This is a genomic window from Oceanobacillus jordanicus (assembly GCF_022095695.1).
Classification (GTDB): Bacteria; Bacillota; Bacilli; order Bacillales; family Amphibacillaceae; genus Oceanobacillus_B; species Oceanobacillus_B jordanicus.
In genome coordinates this window covers 45166-62051 of sequence record NZ_JAIFZM010000014.1, presented here as the reverse complement: position 1 = coordinate 62051, position 16886 = coordinate 45166, and the positions used below count along the sequence as shown (strand labels likewise).

At 39.6% G+C, this 16886-nt stretch carries 16 protein-coding genes; 3 read left to right on the top strand and 13 right to left on the bottom strand.

Annotated features, from left to right (window positions below):
- Positions 1–43: 43 nt before the first annotated feature.
- The 7 genes from K3T81_RS15205 to K3T81_RS19695 form a co-directional block, all read right to left on the bottom strand.
- Positions 44–1975: a stage V sporulation protein D gene (locus tag K3T81_RS15205; protein WP_238020863.1), complete on the bottom strand. Its 1932-nt coding sequence runs from the start codon at positions 1973–1975 to the stop codon at positions 44–46.
- 81 nt (positions 1976–2056) lie between these two features.
- On the bottom strand, positions 2057–4282 hold the full coding sequence (locus K3T81_RS15200) for a penicillin-binding transpeptidase domain-containing protein (RefSeq protein ID WP_238020862.1): 2226 nt from the start codon (positions 4280–4282) through the stop codon (positions 2057–2059).
- A 15-nt stretch (positions 4283–4297) separates the two neighbouring features.
- Entirely contained in the window at positions 4298–4678 is a 381-nt protein-coding gene (ftsL, locus tag K3T81_RS15195; RefSeq protein WP_106896575.1) for a cell division protein FtsL, read from the bottom strand.
- Positions 4678–5655 carry a 16S rRNA (cytosine(1402)-N(4))-methyltransferase RsmH gene (rsmH, locus tag K3T81_RS15190; protein ID WP_238020861.1) on the bottom strand — a complete coding sequence of 326 codons (978 nt, stop codon included), beginning with the start codon at positions 5653–5655 and terminating at the stop codon, positions 4678–4680. Before rsmH ends, ftsL begins: the two co-directional genes overlap by 1 nt.
- A 52-nt stretch (positions 5656–5707) precedes the next feature.
- Positions 5708–6139, bottom strand: coding sequence for a division/cell wall cluster transcriptional repressor MraZ (mraZ, locus tag K3T81_RS15185; protein ID WP_036576323.1), 432 nt, complete (start codon positions 6137–6139; stop codon positions 5708–5710).
- Positions 6140–6330: 191 nt separating this feature from the next.
- Positions 6331–7950 carry a bacillithiol biosynthesis cysteine-adding enzyme BshC gene (gene bshC / locus K3T81_RS15180; protein WP_238020858.1) on the bottom strand — a complete coding sequence of 540 codons (1620 nt, stop codon included), beginning with the start codon at positions 7948–7950 and terminating at the stop codon, positions 6331–6333.
- A gap of 88 nt (positions 7951–8038) precedes the next feature.
- On the bottom strand, positions 8039–8422 hold the full coding sequence (locus K3T81_RS19695) for a DUF3397 family protein (protein WP_420830846.1): 384 nt from the start codon (positions 8420–8422) through the stop codon (positions 8039–8041).
- 361 nt (positions 8423–8783) lie between these two features.
- On the opposite strand from K3T81_RS19695, the gene K3T81_RS15175 reads away from it, so the two are divergent.
- A complete protein-coding gene (locus K3T81_RS15175; RefSeq protein ID WP_106896571.1) occupies positions 8784–9260 on the top strand; it encodes an N-acetyltransferase in 477 nt (158 codons plus the stop codon).
- A 128-nt stretch (positions 9261–9388) separates the two neighbouring features.
- On the opposite strand, the gene K3T81_RS15170 is transcribed toward K3T81_RS15175, so the two are convergent.
- The 3 genes from K3T81_RS15170 to K3T81_RS15160 form a co-directional block, all read right to left on the bottom strand.
- Entirely contained in the window at positions 9389–9871 is a 483-nt protein-coding gene (locus tag K3T81_RS15170; RefSeq protein WP_106896570.1) for an RsfA family transcriptional regulator, read from the bottom strand.
- Positions 9872–10509: 638 nt separating this feature from the next.
- The gene (rpmF, locus tag K3T81_RS15165) at positions 10510–10683 is read right to left on the bottom strand and encodes a 50S ribosomal protein L32 (RefSeq protein WP_036573267.1); all 174 of its coding nucleotides are present in this window, start codon (positions 10681–10683) and stop codon (positions 10510–10512) included.
- A gap of 47 nt (positions 10684–10730) precedes the next feature.
- Complete coding sequence (locus K3T81_RS15160; RefSeq protein ID WP_238020852.1) at positions 10731–11252, bottom strand: YceD family protein; 522 nt, start codon at positions 11250–11252, stop codon at positions 10731–10733.
- A gap of 240 nt (positions 11253–11492) precedes the next feature.
- Between K3T81_RS15160 and K3T81_RS15155 the strand changes: the two genes are divergently transcribed.
- The gene (locus K3T81_RS15155; RefSeq protein WP_238020850.1) at positions 11493–12710 is read left to right on the top strand and encodes a nucleotidyltransferase; all 1218 of its coding nucleotides are present in this window, start codon (positions 11493–11495) and stop codon (positions 12708–12710) included.
- Positions 12711–12863: 153 nt separating this feature from the next.
- Here the strand turns inward: K3T81_RS15155 and K3T81_RS15150 are convergent, their stop codons facing one another.
- On the bottom strand, positions 12864–13886 hold the full coding sequence (locus K3T81_RS15150) for a SepM family pheromone-processing serine protease (RefSeq protein ID WP_238020848.1): 1023 nt from the start codon (positions 13884–13886) through the stop codon (positions 12864–12866).
- Between the two features lie 477 nt (positions 13887–14363).
- Here K3T81_RS15150 and ylbJ point away from each other — a divergent pair, with 477 nt between their 5' ends.
- A complete protein-coding gene (ylbJ, locus tag K3T81_RS15145) occupies positions 14364–15575 on the top strand; it encodes a sporulation integral membrane protein YlbJ (RefSeq protein WP_106896566.1) in 1212 nt (403 codons plus the stop codon).
- Positions 15576–15707: 132 nt separating this feature from the next.
- On the opposite strand, the gene coaD is transcribed toward ylbJ, so the two are convergent.
- Together coaD and rsmD are read right to left on the bottom strand one after the other, a co-directional pair.
- A complete protein-coding gene (gene coaD / locus K3T81_RS15140) occupies positions 15708–16187 on the bottom strand; it encodes a pantetheine-phosphate adenylyltransferase (RefSeq protein ID WP_036573289.1) in 480 nt (159 codons plus the stop codon).
- Positions 16188–16202: 15 nt separating this feature from the next.
- Positions 16203–16757, bottom strand: a complete 555-nt coding sequence (gene rsmD, locus K3T81_RS15135; RefSeq protein WP_161465526.1) for a 16S rRNA (guanine(966)-N(2))-methyltransferase RsmD — start codon at positions 16755–16757, stop codon at positions 16203–16205.
- Between the last annotated feature and the right edge of the window lie 129 nt (positions 16758–16886).

Genomic DNA, 16886 nt, shown 5'->3' with positions numbered 1-16886 from the left:
TAGATTTTTTCATGCGTAACCATTATAGCAAATTTTTTTTCGTTTAACGATCTTTTTCGGATAAATAGATCCTCATTTTAGACCCTTGCTCTACCTTTGTACCAGGAGCCGGTGCCTGATCAATAATATACTCGCCTTCTCCACTTGTTTCAATGGATAGGTTTGTCATATATTCGGCTAATTCTTCTTTCGTTAAACCAATTAAATCTGGTACTTCTACTTTCGGCTCTTCTGGCCAGAGATATTCTTTGTCCATTCCACCTGTACGTGGCTCAACTTCCATAGCCTGAAGACTATCACCAATAATTCGCCCAACAATTGGCGCTGCTACCACACCACCAAACTGGACCGTGTCTTTAGGATTATCAACTGCCACATAAACAACCATTTCTGGATCATCTGCTGGGGCAAATCCTATAAAAGAAACTACGTAGTTATTTTCCATATATCTTCCGTCAGGTCCTACTTTCTGTGCAGTACCGGTTTTCCCACCGACACGATATCCATCCACATATGCAGGCCGGCCTGTACCTTGCGCAACAACACTTTCAAGCGCGTTACGGACCTCCTCGGATGTTTCCTCGGAAATGACTTTTCTTTTAACATTCGGTTCATGTGTTTCTACAATTTTATTTGTTTTTGGGTCAATCCATGATTCAGCGAGATAAGGTTCATATAAATAGCCCCCATTTACAGATGCGGCTACTGCCATAACCTGCTGAATTGGGGTCACAGATACACCTTGCCCAAATGCAGTAGTGGCAAGCTCCACAGGTCCAACTCGATCTTCTGCAAACAAGATCCCATTACCTTCACCCTGCAAATCAATTCCAGTCTTTTCTCCAAATCCAAATTGATCGATATAAGAAAAAAGCTTTTCTTTTCCGAGCTTCTGGCCTAGAGTCACAAACCCGGGGTTACAGGAGTTTTGTACCACTTCAAGATATGTTTGATTACCGTGGCCGCCGCTTTTCCAGCAATGAAGTTCACTTCCGTCAACACTAATCGATCCATCATCGTTGAATTCATCCTCTTCCAAGTCTACTACTGCCTCTTCTAAAGCAGCTGCCAACGTAATGATTTTAAAAGTTGATCCAGGCTCATAGGTACTCCAAATGGGTAGGTTTCGGTCAAAAATGTTGGAGTCTACATCCTGGTAATTTTCCGGGTGGAAATTGGGACGGGAACTCATTCCAAGAATACCACCTGTTTTGGGGTTTACCGCTATAGCAAGCGCCCCATCTGGACTATATTTTGAAACAGCGAGATCTAGTTCCCGTTCTATAATTGTCTGTACTTTTGAGTTAATTGTGGTTTTTAGGTTAAGTCCGTCTTCTGGCGGTGTATATACATCTGCTAAACTATCCAGCCGCCTCCCCTTAGCATCTGAGTAAAACGACAGACTTCCTTCCTCTCCTTTAAGCTTATCATCATAGTAGAGCTCCAAGCCCATTAGGCCTTGGTTGTCAATACCAGCAAAGCCTAGAACATGGGAAAGGTCTTCTCCATTTGGATAATGTCTTTTAGAATCCTTTGCTAAATATATCCCATCCATATTTAAAGTTCGTATAGCAAGCTCCTGTTTCTCACTAATTTTAATTCCCTCTGGACGAAGATTTACACTTGAGGCATTTTTCGTTATATCTGCAAGCACTTTATCTTTTGAAACATCTAAAACGCCCGCCAACTTCTCTGCCGTCTCTTCTGGATCACTAATCTGTCTAGGTACTGCTACGATAGAGGGAGCTGTAACATTATCCGCTAATACCTCTCCGTCCGTATCTACGATTTGTCCCCTCTCAGGTTCGAACACAATGTCTCTCGTCCATAGATCATTGGCTTGTCCAACTAGTTTGTCACCTATGATAAATTGAACATAACCTAGTCTAATATCAATAATACTAAAAATAAGTAAACCAAAAAGAAAAACAGTAACGATTCGTTTTTTTACAGTCACAGTGGATACGCGTTTCATTTTCCATCCCCTTTTCATAGGTAGGCTTGTATCCACTATATGATTGTAAAATTAGAATAGAACACTGTTTCATGTTATTGCTTATTCCTCTTCTTGCTCCGTTTCTCCTGCACCTTCCTCTTCTTGCTGCTCATTTGGTGGAAGCAATTCGACACTTAAGGAATCTTCTTTTTTAAGCGCAGTGCCTGCCTTAATAGATTGTGTAACGACAAATCCACTGCCTGACGTTTCTGTTTTCAACTCTAGCATGTTAGTAAGCTGTAGCACCTCACGTAAAGACCAGCCTATGACTTTTGGCATTTCTGGATTTTCCGTAACTAGAATGACATGGTCATGTGCCAGAATACTTTCTCCTTCTTTCACACTAGCAGCAACTACTTCGCCTTTTCCTACTGCTGTAGTACGTATACCGTTTTTCTCGAGGGTCTTTTGTACGTCGCTTACGTTTTCACCTACTAACTTAGGAACCTTCATTTGCTGCGTTTCTTCTGTTTTTTCGTTATCTGGACTTATATTCAAATAATGTAAGCCGTTTTCCATAACATTTTTAAAAATGAAAGAAACTGGGTCTGATCCTGACTCGGTTGGTTCTAATTCAGGTTGCTTAACTGAGACATACATCATTAATTGTGGGTCATCAATTGGTGCCATACCTAGGAAAGAAAAGACATGATTTTCATTTCCGCTCATATAAGCTCCGCCACCTGGTTTATCATTCGGTATTTGCGCTGTTCCCGTTTTACCACCAATGGTGTAATCGTCAAGCTTGTACATTTTTCCTGTTCCATGTTCCCCATTTACAACTGTTTCAAGTAATTTTAAAACATGGTCTGCTGTTTCCTCAGATATCGGGTTGCCCACTACATTTTTCGATTTTTCTTCAACTGTCTCACCAGTATCGGGGTCAACAATTTTTTTAATCACATAAGGTTGGAGCATTTCCCCATTATTAGCAATTGCCGTAGCTGCTTTCATCTGTTGTATTGGTGTCATTGTACTTCCTTGACCGAAAGAAGAAGTAATTTTCTCTAATGGCCAATTGTAAAGGATCTCTCCCTTTACTTCTCCAGGTAAATCTATCCCCGTCTCTTTATCAAACTGAAAGGCTTTTAGATATTCCAGGAATTTATCTGGCCCAACCTTCTCCCAGGCTAATTTGGCTGCAGCTACGTTAGAAGATCGCTGGAATCCCACGTCATATGAAATCGTCCCCCAGCCTGCACCACCGTTATGGTCATTAATCGCTTTTATTTGTTTATTTGGTTGGTAGCTACCAGATTCATACCCTTCCTCTCCATTATAAACACCTTCCTCAATTGCAGCTGCCCATGTAAACATCTTAACGGTGGAACCCGGTTCAAATGGTGTGGAGACCACATCGTTATACCAGTTTTCCACATTGCTAGGATCATTAGGGTTATAACTTGGGCGGTTACTCATTGCCACGATTTCACCGGTCTTTGGATTCATGACGACAGCACTCATTCTTTCCGGACTGTACTTCGAATCTACTTGTGTCATCGCATCCTCAAGTAGTGTTTGAATTTTTTGGTCGATAGTTAAATAGATGTCATCACCGTCTTGCGGCTTTGTGACCACTTCACTTGGGTCTAGTAGCTTTTTATTGTATTTATCCCGCTGGTAAGAGATTTGACCATCAGTACCTTTAAGTATATCATCCATCACTTTTTCCATACCGGCAATCCCCTTAATTTCGTGCACAATATTGCCGTCTTCATCTTCTACTTCCGTATCTCTGGCAAATCCAATCACCTGTGATGCGAACATGCCATTTGGATAATAACGTAGCGCCTCTTCTTCAAATTTAATTCCTGGAAGGTTTTTCGCAGCAATTTCATCCTTTTTTTGTTGGGATAACTCTTTCCCGGCATTTCCGAACTCGACCTGAAAACGGTCCTTTTCTATCCCGCTCTTTAAGCTTTCCAGCAGTTCTTCTTCCTCAACATCCAATAATGGTGCTAGCTCCTCTGCTGTTTTCTCCGGATCTACCACATGCTTGGGCTCTTCCGATTCCCCAGTATAAGCTTCATCAAGAATTGCGTACATACGAAAAGTCGGTCTGTCATATGCCAACATCATGCCATTATTGTCGAAAATCTTCCCTCGTTCCGCTGCCATTGTATAAGAAGAGGTCCGTTTCTGTTCTGCCCATTCTTCTAATGAAACATCATTTATTTCACCAGTAGCCTGGATATAGAGAAATCTACCCGTTAAAAGCAAGAAAGCACCGACAAAAATAATGATGAGAATACCAGCCATGAAATGTGTTGTACGGTTTTTTTTCATAACTTTCTCTCCTGATTACTCAGTTTCATTATAGGCAGTTGTTTGTTTCACTTGTGTATTTTGTATTTTTAGCCCATTTTCTTCTGCAATTTTGGTGATACGTTCAGGCCTGCTTAATTCCTTCATTTCAAAAAGCAACCCTTCATTGGTCGTTTGCTGTGTTTGTACTGTTTTTTCTAACCTTTGCATGTCACGGTTTAATGCATCAGTACTGGATGAGAAGGAAACGACAAATATGCCAGTTGCAATTAACATTGCTCCTACTGCCGAATAGATTACTTTTTCTCCCTTTGTAATCCAACCTTGCCGTTGAACTTTTACTGCAACTTTTTCTTGTTTTTCCGGTCTTTGCTGGGTCCTTGGCTGTTGCCATTGACGTGCATGATTTGCGCTCATTATTTTTTCCACCCTTCCTCATAGTTAAATGATTCATCCCAAGCCTTTACTTTTTCAATAATTCGTAGTTTTGCAGAACGTGACCTGCGGTTCGCTTCAAGTTCTTGGTCACCCGCAATCACAGGTTTTCTAGTTATAACCTTAAATGGTGCCTCATGAGACTCTGGAACAATTGGCAGATTCCGCGGTGTAGGTTTTGCGGTGCTCCATTTCTTAAATGCTTGCTTACATAATCTGTCTTCAAGTGAATGGAAGGTAATAACCACAATTCTTCCGTGCAAGCTTGTCATTCTTGCTGCCTGGTGCAGCGCATCATTAAAGACTTGCAATTCATCGTTTACTGCTATCCGAAGCGCTTGAAATACGCGTTTAGCAGGATGTCCACCTTTACGGCGGGTTGCAGCTGGAATTCCTTCTTTAATGATTTCTACTAGCTCATGTGTTGTTTCAATTGGCTTTTCTTCACGATGCCGTTCGATCTTACGGGCAATCTGCTTAGAAAATTTCTCCTCACCATATTTAAAAAAGATGGAGACGAGGTTTTGATAAGGCCAGTTATTAATAATTTCATAAGCATTTAGCTCACTATTCTGATCCATTCTCATGTCTAAGACCGCGTCATGTTGGTAACTGAACCCTCTCTCGCCTCGGTCTAACTGTGGAGAAGACACACCTAGGTCAAATAAGATGCCATCCACTTCGTTTATTCCGTGGTCCATTAATGCTTGTTCTAGTCCACTAAAATTTGAATGGATAAACAAAATACGATCTTTATAAGCTGAAAGTCTTTCTTTGGCTGCCTGCAAAGCATCCTCGTCCTGATCAAAGGCAATTAATCGTCCACCCTCTTGAAGCTGTGATGCAATACTTTCCGAATGCCCTCCGCCACCGACTGTACAATCAACGTATGTACCAGTAGCTTTTATTGCCAATCCTTCTATTGTTTCTTGCTTTAATACACTATAATGCTCAAACATACGATCCACCTACTTTTGTCAATTCCTTTCACATTAGCAACTAAGGGATAAGTTAAATATCAAAATCCATTAGATTCTCTGCTAATTCTGCAAAGGATTCTTCAGAGTCATTAAAATAGTCTTCCCAATTTTCACTTGCCCAGAACTCTATACGGTTTGAGACACCAATTACCACACATTCTTTTTCCAATGCTGCATAACCTCTAAGCGGCTGTGGAAGATTTATTCTTCCCTGCTTGTCCACTTCACATTCAACAGCTCCTGAAAAGAAGAACCGAGTAAAAGCTCTGGCATCCTTTTTAGTAAGTGGGAGTTTTTTTAACTTATCTTCTAATAATTTCCATTCATTCATGGGGTAGGCAAACAGACACTTGTCTAGTCCACGCGTTACAATAAATGTCTCACCAAGCTCGTCACGGAACTTGGAAGGAACGATAATTCTTCCTTTTGCATCAATGTTATGCTGGAATTCGCCCATGAACATATAGTTCGCCCCACTTTCATAAATATATATTACCACATCCCCCCACTATTCACCACTAGTTTCCCACTAATTATTAACTTTCTATAAAAAGTACAATTACCGAGCTATTTAAACAACACAAAAAAAGCTGTCACAGCAAAGCTGCGCAGCTCTTCTCATGTATTAATATTATTGGTGGGTAATGGTGGGGACTATAACCATACTACAAAATGGGACTCTTTCATCGAAAGATCTTGATGGATAATGCTTTGTAAAAATTGTGTTCCATGATGGTTTAGCCAAAAAATAGGATTCCAAATCCTTTCTTGTAATCCTCCCTCAGGCCTTAATGACAATGAAATCAAATCAAATTCTTCTATTTCCCTAGCGTACTTTTCCTCTATTGTCTTGTTTATTCGGCCTTCTAAAAAGTCAATGGTATCCTGTAAATAAAGGAGATTTTTATCAGCTAAATCTCCAAGATCAGCGCGTACCCCTTTCGCCGCATCACGCAATGGCTTGTGTATATCTTTGATCTTTTGCTTTATATCTACACTTAGCTCATGAATTGGCGGGTCCTGCTTTTTATTCAGCCAGTCTTGTTTAATGTCTTCTACGCCATAATTGACAGCATGTTCAACATGAATACTATATTTAGACAAAACCTTCTCCACATTCCGGTCTATAAAGGTAAAAGATAGTCGTGGCAGGACTGGAGGCATCTTCATTTGCATTGCTTTAAATGCAGGCTTTAATACCGCCCAATACCCAACCTCGCCGGGACCCCCGATAAACGCTAGTGTTGGAAATAACAGCTCTTGCATAATCGGACGGGTCACTACATTATTACTCAAATTGTATGGCTGCTTAACTGCAATCTCTTGTAATTCTTCTGTAGTAAAACGGACTTCGTTTTGTTTACCGACCCACATATCTTCCTCGTCTTTTACAAGTAGTATTCTTTCTCCGTTTTCATGATAGAAAAGATGAGCATCCTCCTTTTCTAACTCCAAGGAGATAGAATAACCTAATTGATTTAAGTCTTCACTTGCACCGTAAACTCCCTTACTTATTTCGGGCTGCGCCTGGATAAGAGAGGTGAATTGTTTGTACTCTACTTTTCTAAGCTCCTTGTCAGCTGAATTAATAAGAACAAGTCCCTCATTAGGAAACAAGCTGTAAACGAGACGCGCAAAAAAATCTGTGAAGGATTTCGCCACATCAAGACAGGACAAAATGGTCTTGAATAGTTCCTTGGTATTCGTGGTCTCTTCCAGCTGTTCAAATAATTGATAAATCCAGGTCTCTGTTCCTTCTTTATCCAACTCAAGATCTGAAACTGATTGCTTGCCTAATGCCTGTTGAAATAACTTAAACTTTTTCATTTTAGGAATTTCTGGCACAAAAATATGGTTGATTTCAGCAAAGTCATGATCTTCCCCAGCTATCCAAAAAACAGGAATAACAGGAATATTTAGCTCCTCTTCTTGCTGCCTTGCAAGCTGAATAATAGAGACAATCTTATTAATCGTATACATCGGGCCAGTTAAAATCCCTGCTTGCTGCCCACCAATAACCACGACACTTTCTCTCTGCTTTAGTTTTGCTATATTATCTAACGAGGATTGTGGTGCGCCCCATTTGCTGTTCATCACTCTTAATAAATCAGTAAGCTTCTCCCTATCAAACGAACGGTTTTCAAGTTCTGATAAACGTTTTTTGAAGTCATTATATGGGTGGTAATCAAAAAATCGCATAATATTCGGGTCGTTGTTACGGTAATCCTTTAGTAATTTACTTTCATTATGTATTTGTAGTGTCTCGACCTGCATAGACCCCGTGCTCCTTTTATTTCGTAATGTCCAATATGTATTGTACATAAATCCACCTGAAAATTCATGTATTCTGTTTGGCGCTTTCTTAATAGAAAAAGATTCGGTCCATCAATCCATACAAGATCAGTAAAAGGTAAAGAAAGGAAAACAGTAAAAAGCAAATACGCCACAGGAGCTTAAATGCCTTTCCCAGTATTACCTCTGTGTTATATTTCCACTGCAAATAAAGAATGCTCATCAACATTAAGAGTAGTACTATGACCAACATTCCGGTTGCATTGATGTTAAATAAGTGTGATAGCAACACCAACATAGCAATCATATAAAATGGCGTACTAACGTTTACCGCCGCGAAAAAAGCACGCCTTTTCTGTTTATATAGCTTAACCGCACCCAGATAAATTAACCACGTTGCCAAAAAGGGAGCAACAATAAATATACTACTGATATAAGTTATAAAGTGTATCATTATTCCATTAGTCCCTTCTGCTCATATCTCCTGTTATTCTAACTTATATTGTAACAAAGTGCATATCTAAATGATCCACTTTCTTCCACTAAGAAAGCCAGCTCCTGTTACATATCCGGGGAACTCAGTTGCCCTTTTTATAAAGAAACTGAAAAGGAACATTATTTAATCCTTTCAATTCCATCAGAATTTTTCTATAATATAATTATACTGTAACCTAAAACCATGTCATCTTTACTTAAAACTTCTTTTAACAGAAGCTTAAAAAGAAACCCGAATATAGTAAACGATTACATTATGGATTGACATGGAATGGTCAGAATATCAAGAGATGATACGACACACAAAGGGGATGCTTTTTATGGAACAAAAGGTAGAGAATCTATTAATCAATTATAAAACACTTGAAAAGTTTAAATATTTTAAGGAATACGGGAACCAGGAGCTTTCCATGCTTGAGGACTTAGAAAACAAGATGGTTGAAAATTATAACGACTCACCGTTTTACGGAATCTATATTGGAGATAATCTTGTTGCAAGAATGAGCCTTTATAAAGTGCAGAAGAAATATGATGCATACTTCGAACCCAAGCAGGACTATTTGACCCTTTGGAAGCTGGAAGTTTTACCAGATTATCAGGGCAAAGGTTACGGGAAAGCGTTGGTAGAGTTTGCAAAAAGCTACAACCTGCCAATTAAAACAAACCCGAGAATTAACTCTCATACGTTTTGGGAAAAAATGGGTTTTCAAAAAGCGCACTATGACATGGAGCGTGACCTAGGTGAAAACCCGCTTATTTGGATGCCAGAAGGTGTAAAAGAAAAGGAAACCACATAAGAGGATTACACTCTATAATTCGAAAAGACATGAATGAGGATTCCATTCATGTCTTTTTATGGGTATTTTTATAATTGCTTTGTATGAAGTAAACCATCTTGTATTGTTCTTTATTTATAGAAAGCATTCTAATTAGAAGCGCCTGTCTTCACCCAATCCCAAAGCTTCCCCATCTCTTTCCAAGCATTATCATACCTTAGTAATTGTTGGCGAAGCTGTTCATTTTCTTGCTGAAGACGCTCAATACGTTTCTCCTGCTCAAGCTTGTTACCAGGTAAATCATCCAAAAATCCAGTTCTCATCTTCTCGAGTAAGGAAATCGCTGTTTCAATTGTATCCCGTTCCGGATTACTCCCCTCAGCGTGAGCCCAGGATTGCTTCTTATCGCCCTGTTTTCTTTCCTCCTTAGCAAATTGTATAGCGTCCTGATAATGCTTCCGGATAGTTGCATTCCATCTAAATCCACATGCTGCTGATGTCCTAGAGAGCTGTTTAGCAACTTCTTTGAAAGCCTCCAGCTGTGTCTTCCCTTCCCTTATATGTCGAAGAACTGTTTCAGCTAATATGATATCTTCGTCTTGCGTCCATGCATCCTGCCGTGTCGCATTCATACCATCCCTCCTTATACGTTTGCTATCAATGTATGCAAAAAATAGGAGTGATAGAATATGATATTGCCTTTTAGCTACTTTTTTTAAAGGCTGTAAGTAAGTAACCCACTTAATTTCCATTCTTAATAGACAGCTGAATCACTAACTCATTTCAATTCATAAAGGATTCTTATTGGCATTCCATTTACAATCTAGCTTGCCTCTAGCATCAGAACCTTTTAGCAAGAGGAACAAAAAGTGTAAAGCGATTTTCTGACAAGAACAAAAGCGCAGGGCGCCCGTATTAAGGAACGCCGACTAAGTTCGCCTCGTCCTGAGGCAACGTCGGCATGACCCGGATCCTCTGGGCCCACGTAGCGAGTGCGCCTGGCCATGCCAGGTGGTTCCATGTTGCCACGCAAAGTGGCGATTTTAATGGAGCTCCCCCGCAAGAGATAAAGGAATCACGCCCCTGCAAAAGGGGTATGTCGGCGTTGGCCGGCAAGGGCGATTTTCGTGAAGTCGCATAGTTTCTGGGTGCTGGAACTAGACATGGCACGTTCAGTTGTTTTGATATCGATAGAACACACACATTATAGTTTCCTAGACAATAAAAAAACAGGACACACATAGTGTCCTGTTTTTACGCATACTATTTATTAGCTGCTTACTACTTCTTTACCATCATATTGCCCGCATGCTTTACAAACGTGGTGAGGCTTAGTTAACTCTCCACAATTTGAACATTCTACCATGCCAGGTACGTGTAATTTCTTATGAGTACGACGTTGGTTTTTAACTTTTTTTGACGTTCTTCTTTTAGGTACTGCCATGACTTACACCTCCTTCATAAAAAGAAAACAACACAGAACAGTAATCCTTACTTGTCTTCCTTTTTATCTTCAAATAATGACTCTAGTTTTTTAAAACGTGGGTCGATCGTCTCTTCTACTGGTTTCTTAGAAACAAGTTCCCATCCCGCACCCTTAGAAGGAGCAGCATCCTGACCACTTGTATCTTCAGCAAAAACCCGAAAAGGAACCTCTAAGAGAATATTCTCCTTTATATGGGGAGTTAAGTCAAGTACCTCCCCGTCAATTGGATGAATTTCTTCCTCTTCATCATAGTAAGAGGATGTGGTAAATACCTCATCCACTTTGATCTCAAAGGGATAATCGACATCCACTAATGTACGTGCACATGGCAAAATCATCTTTCCGCTTATTTTAAATGAAACAATAATTTGTTCACCCTGCAAGAAGCACTGTCCCTGAACACGAACTGGGTTTATTTCCCGAATATCGTTGTTCATTGCTTCTAAATCTGAAACGTTCACCATTTCATCAAAAGCGAAAGGTTCACTATAAGCACTTTTTCTAATTTGCGCCAATGTTAATTTCAATGTAATCACCTCTAGGCAACAAGAGTTATTTTAAAAGAAAAATAGACTTTTGTCAACATATTTTCTTTACACATTTACTTAATAATATATCTTGAGTTAATAAAAAACAGGCTCACTATTTCGTACCAAGGAATACAGCAGACTATATTCCCATTATTCCCTTTCCTAATTGGGATAATCGTGCAGAAAGTAGCTTTTTTTGATACAATAATTACCATCTTACATACAGGGGTTGTTATAATGCAAGCATGTGGCTTAGTTGTAGAATATAATCCTTTTCATAATGGACATGCCTATCATATTCAGGAGGCCCGTAAAGCGTCGGATGCTGACTGTATCATTGCTGTAATGAGTGGCGACTTCCTCCAAAGAGGAGAACCTGCAATAATGGATAAGTTTTACCGGGCAAAAGCAGCACTTTTATCAGGCGTCGATATTGTAATAGAACTCCCCTTCGCTTTTGCAGTGCAAAGTAGTGATCTGTTTGCAAAAGGGGCCATTCATACATTACATGAAATTGGTGTATCAAGTATTTGCTTCGGTAGTGAATCGGGCAACGCATCTGATTTCACAAACAGCTATGAGTACTTAAAAGGCAGTGAGGCACTTTATCGTACGACATTAAAAGCAGAATTAGCCAAAGGTTTCTCCTTCCCTGAAGCCAGTCGACATGCCTATCAGGAAATTGGGCTATCTGAAGACAGTATGGACCTTACAAAGCCAAATAATATCCTTGGTTACAGTTATGTTAAGACAATCCTAAAAAATGAATATAAGATAGAACCCCTTACCATTAAGCGAACAAACAGCGGCTATCACGACGAAGCCATCACAGGATCGATAGCTAGTGCAACAAGTATTCGCAAAGCTCTCAATGAGCACAATACGATTACGAATCAAGTGGCACACGCAATACCAACTAGTACAATTGAGCAATTAACTGAATACAAAAGCGAATCAGGACAATGGCACACTTGGGAGCATTACTTTGACCTCCTCCAGTATCGTGTTATGACGATGACTCCGGGAGAACTTGCTAACATCCATGGTGTCGAAGAAGGACTGGAGCATCGAATTAAAAAGACGGCAATGCATGCTCGCTCCTTCCATGAATGGGTAGAAGCTGTAAAAACAAAACGCTATACTTGGACTAGACTCCAACGTATTTTTGTTTTTATTCTAGCAAACGTAAGAAAAGAAGAAATTGCGCCTTTAGTTAGTAACCATAGCGTTCCTTATGTTCGTATATTAGGTTTAACAAAAAACGGACAAGCTTATCTTAACAAAGCTAAAAAACAAATGAATGTACCATTGGTTTCTAAACTATCACGCCAGGATAATCCCTTATTACAATTAGAAGAAAGGGCCAGCAATGCCTACTACAGCATACTCACTCCAGCTATTCGGCATAAATTGAAAAAACAAGAGTTAATGCCCCCACTTTTAATTAACAAATAAAAGACCTTCTCCTATTGGAAGGTCTTTTATTCTATATTTATCCCGGTGAAGCTGTGATGTTTAAGCGGGAGTAAACGGACGCTAACACCCCGATTCGTTCAACTAACAATCAGTGGGAGAAGAATGAAAACCCCCACTGATTGAAGTTTCACTTTATCTTGGCTCAAGCTTCTCTAAATAGTCTAAAGCATCTTCAAATGTGTCAATTGGAACAACTTTCATATCAGTACCAATCTCTTCCGCTGTTTCTGAAGCGACCTGATAATTGGAGTCTTCTCTGCCTTCCTCATTCGGTGCAAAGAAGATGTCCACTCCTTCATTATCCGCAGCCACTACTTTTTTATCAATACCACCAATCCGGTAAACAGTTCCATCATAATCGATCTCACCAGTCCCCGCAATTTCGTAACCTTTTGTTATATCTTCCTCTGTCAACTGATCATATATTTCCAACGAGAACATAAGACCAGCACTTGGCCCACCGATGCTACCACTCGAGAACTCTATTGTAGGATCAACGGAGACACTTCTATCTGTTACGAGTTGAATACCAATGCCAATTTTATTTTCAGTATCCGCGAAGGTTTGTAATTGTATTTCCTCAAATTGAGTCTCCTCATCACGTACAAATTCTACTTCTATAGTCTCATCCGCATTTTTACTTTCTACATAGCTAATGAGGTCATCCGCTTCTTTAACGTCTACCCCGTCAATTCCAATTATCCTGTCTCCCATTGCCAATTTTCCCTCTGCAGGCATGCCTTCCACAACTGAAACAACGTAGACACCATTATAGTCGATTGTAATCTCCTTGTCCGCTGCCTCATATGCCACCACGGTGGAAGCTTCCTGAGAATTTTCCATCATCTGTAGCTGTGCATGCATGTATTCATCGTCCGAAATACCTTCTGGCCTTACCTCTTCGATCGGGAGGATTTGATGGTGTGGAAGAAGCTTTGCCCACACATATTGAATCGGAGTAGCTTGTCCTCCACTTACTGTAACTAGGTGCATATCACCTTCGCTCTGATAACCCTCTTCAACTGAAACAATTGGATTAAGAGCATCTGCTCCACCCGGTTTATAAATATAAAATGGTAATTTAAATGCAGCTATAAAGTACGCAATAATCACAACTATAATCAGGGTAATAATTTGCTTCTTTGTAAATTTCATTATAAGACTCCTTCCAGTTCCCTCTTTATTTTCCGAAAAAACTATTTTCAAAACAGCTTATAAGTGATTAATCAAAATCCTAAAACACTCTGAAATTATGACATCTAGTTTTTTGCAGAAGTTGAATTTTAAGCAGAGACGACATGAAGAACAGACCGGGCTAAAAGCACACGCCTGTAAAATAATCCGAACTATTTGCAATAAAATAGTTCGGTTTTAATCTCTTTTATATGAGTTGTTCTATCATCGCTTCGCCAAATTACGTTGCCTTCAGATCCTGACTGCACGCTGTCTGGCTCTATATGTCTTTATACTTTAAAAAGTGTATGGCATAAATCGCCTATGTATGTGCGTATATTGATATAAGCTTGTACAAGAAATCCATCAACAACTTAAATAAAGAGGCTAGCATTATTCTACTACTATCGGAAAAAGAAGTACAGAGCAAGGCTTATCACACTTAGGGGGCTTCATATTTTGAAACAAGTATTTAAAACAATAATTTTAGCCAGTATAACTACCTTTGTGGCATTTTCACTTATAGCTTTTCCAAATGACTCCTTTGAAGCAAGTATTCGAGGGCTTAATATATGGTGGGAAGTAGTTTTCCCTTCCTTACTTCCCTTCTTTATTACCTCTGAATTGCTTATTGGCTTTGGAGTCGTTCGTTTTATCGGTGTCCTATTCGAACCTATTATGCGACCATTGTTTAATGTACCAGGTGTTGGGAGTTTTGGATGGGTAATGGGAATGGCAAGTGGCTATCCAACAGGGGCAAAAATTGCTGCACGACTTCGTGAAGAAGAACAAATAACAAGAGTGGAAGCAGAACGGCTTGTCTCCTTCACAAATGCTTCTAGCCCGTTGTTTATCATCGGAGCTGTCTCCATTGGATTTTTTCATGATGCTAAACTGGGTGTTTTGCTTGCAGTCTGCCATTATGGTAGTAATGCACTTGTGGGGTTATGCATGCGTTTTTATGGAAGAGCAGAAGAAAAAAGAAACGCCACGCGCCATAAAAAGACAGAGAAGAAGTTTTCTATAAAAAGAGCTTTCTGCGAGATGCACGAAATGAGAATTAGTGATGATAGGGCCTTGGGGCAGATATTGGGAGATGCCGTTATAAACTCGATTAAAACCCTTGTTATGGTTGGAGGATTTATTATTCTTTTTTCGGTTTTGACCAAGTTATTTTTCTTAATTGGGCTATCACCACTTATTGCTATCATATTTCAATTTATCTTATCGATCTTTTCTATACCAATCGATATGGCACTTCCTCTTTTTTCAGGACTATTTGAAATCACGATTGGAGCACAAATGATTTCCCAGAAAACAGCCACTGTTCTTTCCCAAGCAGTACTTGTTAGCTTTATTATGGGGTTTAATGGGCTTTCAGTACAGGCACAGGTAGCTAGTATTCTTTCCGGAACCGATATACGATTTAAACCCTATTTTTTGGCCCGATTTTTACATGGTGCGCTAGCCAGTATTCTTACAGTGGTATTGTACATTCCTCTTTATTTGAATAAACAGACCTTTGAACTAAATGATATGCCTGTTTTCAATCAAGATGCAGAAAACAGCTGGGTTGTATTAATGACGATAATGCAAAACATTGGACCAGTTATTACCCTACTCTTCCTAGCCTTGACAGCCGTTCTACTATACCGTAGATCAAGAGCATAGCATATCGCTATTTTCCTCGCACTTATAGATAATGAGGAAAGATTCGCCTATATTACACTCTATTCATCTTTTTCCATGAAAAAAGATGATCCCTCGCTAGCAGGATCATCTAAAACTTGAAGTCTGTTAAGGTTACCGATATTTCTTATTGAGAGCTTCCTCAACGGGCTTCGGTACAAGATCAGACACATTTGCTTTATATTTAGCAACTTCCTTAACAATACTTGAGCTCAGAAAAGAATATTGATTATTTGTCATGATGAAAAAGGTCTCAATATCCTCCACAAGCTTCCTATTCATAGAAGTTATTTGCATTTCATACTCAAAATCACTCACTGCCCGAAGTCCACGAATAACTGCTTGGGCATTCTTTTCCCGAGCATAATCCATTAACAGACCATGGGAGTGGTCTACCGTAACATTCGGAATGTGTTTTGTAGATTTTTCTATTAACTCAATCCTTTCCTCCACACTGAATAATGGAGCTTTTGATTGGTTATTAAATACTGCCACAATGATGTGATCAAACACTTTTGCAGCGCGTTGGATAATATCTAGATGCCCTAGGGTTAAAGGATCAAAGCTACCTGGACAAACTGCCAATCTGGTCAAGGTCAGTACTCCCTTCTAATTCTTTTGTAAAATAGTTATTCCAATTGTTCCACCGTAGTTATCCTGTTTTATTAAAGTGAACTGTTGTTGGTCGAAAGGAATGCTTTCGGCAGGGTCATGCTCGCAATAAATAATAGCAGACTGGTTTAAAATGTCTAGCTTTAAACTATCACGAAGTATTTGTTCATAATCGACCTTACCATAAGGAGGGTCAAGTATTAACAGGTCAAATTTCAACTCTCTTTTCGCAGTTGCTTGAAGAGCCCGAGACGCCTCCGCCCTGTATACCTCCGTACGATCATCTAATTTTAGTAACCGTAGATTCTCGCCAATAGTATGTATCGCCTTTGGATGTTTATCAACAAATATCCCAAACTCCATTCCCCTGCTAAGTGCTTCAATCCCTAATGACCCACTTCCTGCAAACAAATCTAAAACAGAACCACCTTCAAAAAATGGCCCCATCCTTTGAAAGATTGCTTCCTTTACTTTATCTGTAGTCGGCCTGGTTGATTTTCCCGGTACAGCTTTTAATTGTCTTCCTTTATGTACTCCTGCTATTACGCGCATTTTACCACCTCTGTCCAGCAGTTCTCGAAATTAATCCTACCACACATATAAAGCGTTAGGAAAATAGAACGTTTAAGATTAAAAATAAAATCAGCTATGTGCATGTATATAATCTGTTTACTTGACCAT

Excerpts from the sequence above, each read along its gene's own strand:
- K3T81_RS15205 (WP_238020863.1), bottom strand. The coding sequence starts at position 1,975 with ATGAAACGCGTATCCACTGTGACTGTAAAAAAACGAATCGTTACTGTT.
- K3T81_RS15200 (WP_238020862.1), bottom strand. The coding sequence starts at position 4,282 with ATGAAAAAAAACCGTACAACACATTTCATGGCTGGTATTCTCATCATT.
- ftsL (WP_106896575.1), bottom strand. The coding sequence starts at position 4,678 with ATGAGCGCAAATCATGCACGTCAATGGCAACAGCCAAGGACCCAGCAA.
- rsmH (WP_238020861.1), bottom strand. The coding sequence starts at position 5,655 with ATGTTTGAGCATTATAGTGTATTAAAGCAAGAAACAATAGAAGGATTG.
- mraZ (WP_036576323.1), bottom strand. The coding sequence starts at position 6,139 with ATGTTCATGGGCGAATTCCAGCATAACATTGATGCAAAAGGAAGAATT.
- bshC (WP_238020858.1), bottom strand. The coding sequence starts at position 7,950 with ATGCAGGTCGAGACACTACAAATACATAATGAAAGTAAATTACTAAAG.
- K3T81_RS19695 (WP_420830846.1), bottom strand. The coding sequence starts at position 8,422 with ATGATACACTTTATAACTTATATCAGTAGTATATTTATTGTTGCTCCC.
- K3T81_RS15175 (WP_106896571.1), top strand. The coding sequence starts at position 8,784 with ATGGAACAAAAGGTAGAGAATCTATTAATCAATTATAAAACACTTGAA.
- K3T81_RS15170 (WP_106896570.1), bottom strand. The coding sequence starts at position 9,871 with ATGAATGCGACACGGCAGGATGCATGGACGCAAGACGAAGATATCATA.
- rpmF (WP_036573267.1), bottom strand. The coding sequence starts at position 10,683 with ATGGCAGTACCTAAAAGAAGAACGTCAAAAAAAGTTAAAAACCAACGT.
- K3T81_RS15155 (WP_238020850.1), top strand. The coding sequence starts at position 11,493 with ATGCAAGCATGTGGCTTAGTTGTAGAATATAATCCTTTTCATAATGGA.
- K3T81_RS15150 (WP_238020848.1), bottom strand. The coding sequence starts at position 13,886 with ATGAAATTTACAAAGAAGCAAATTATTACCCTGATTATAGTTGTGATT.
- rsmD (WP_161465526.1), bottom strand. The coding sequence starts at position 16,757 with ATGCGCGTAATAGCAGGAGTACATAAAGGAAGACAATTAAAAGCTGTA.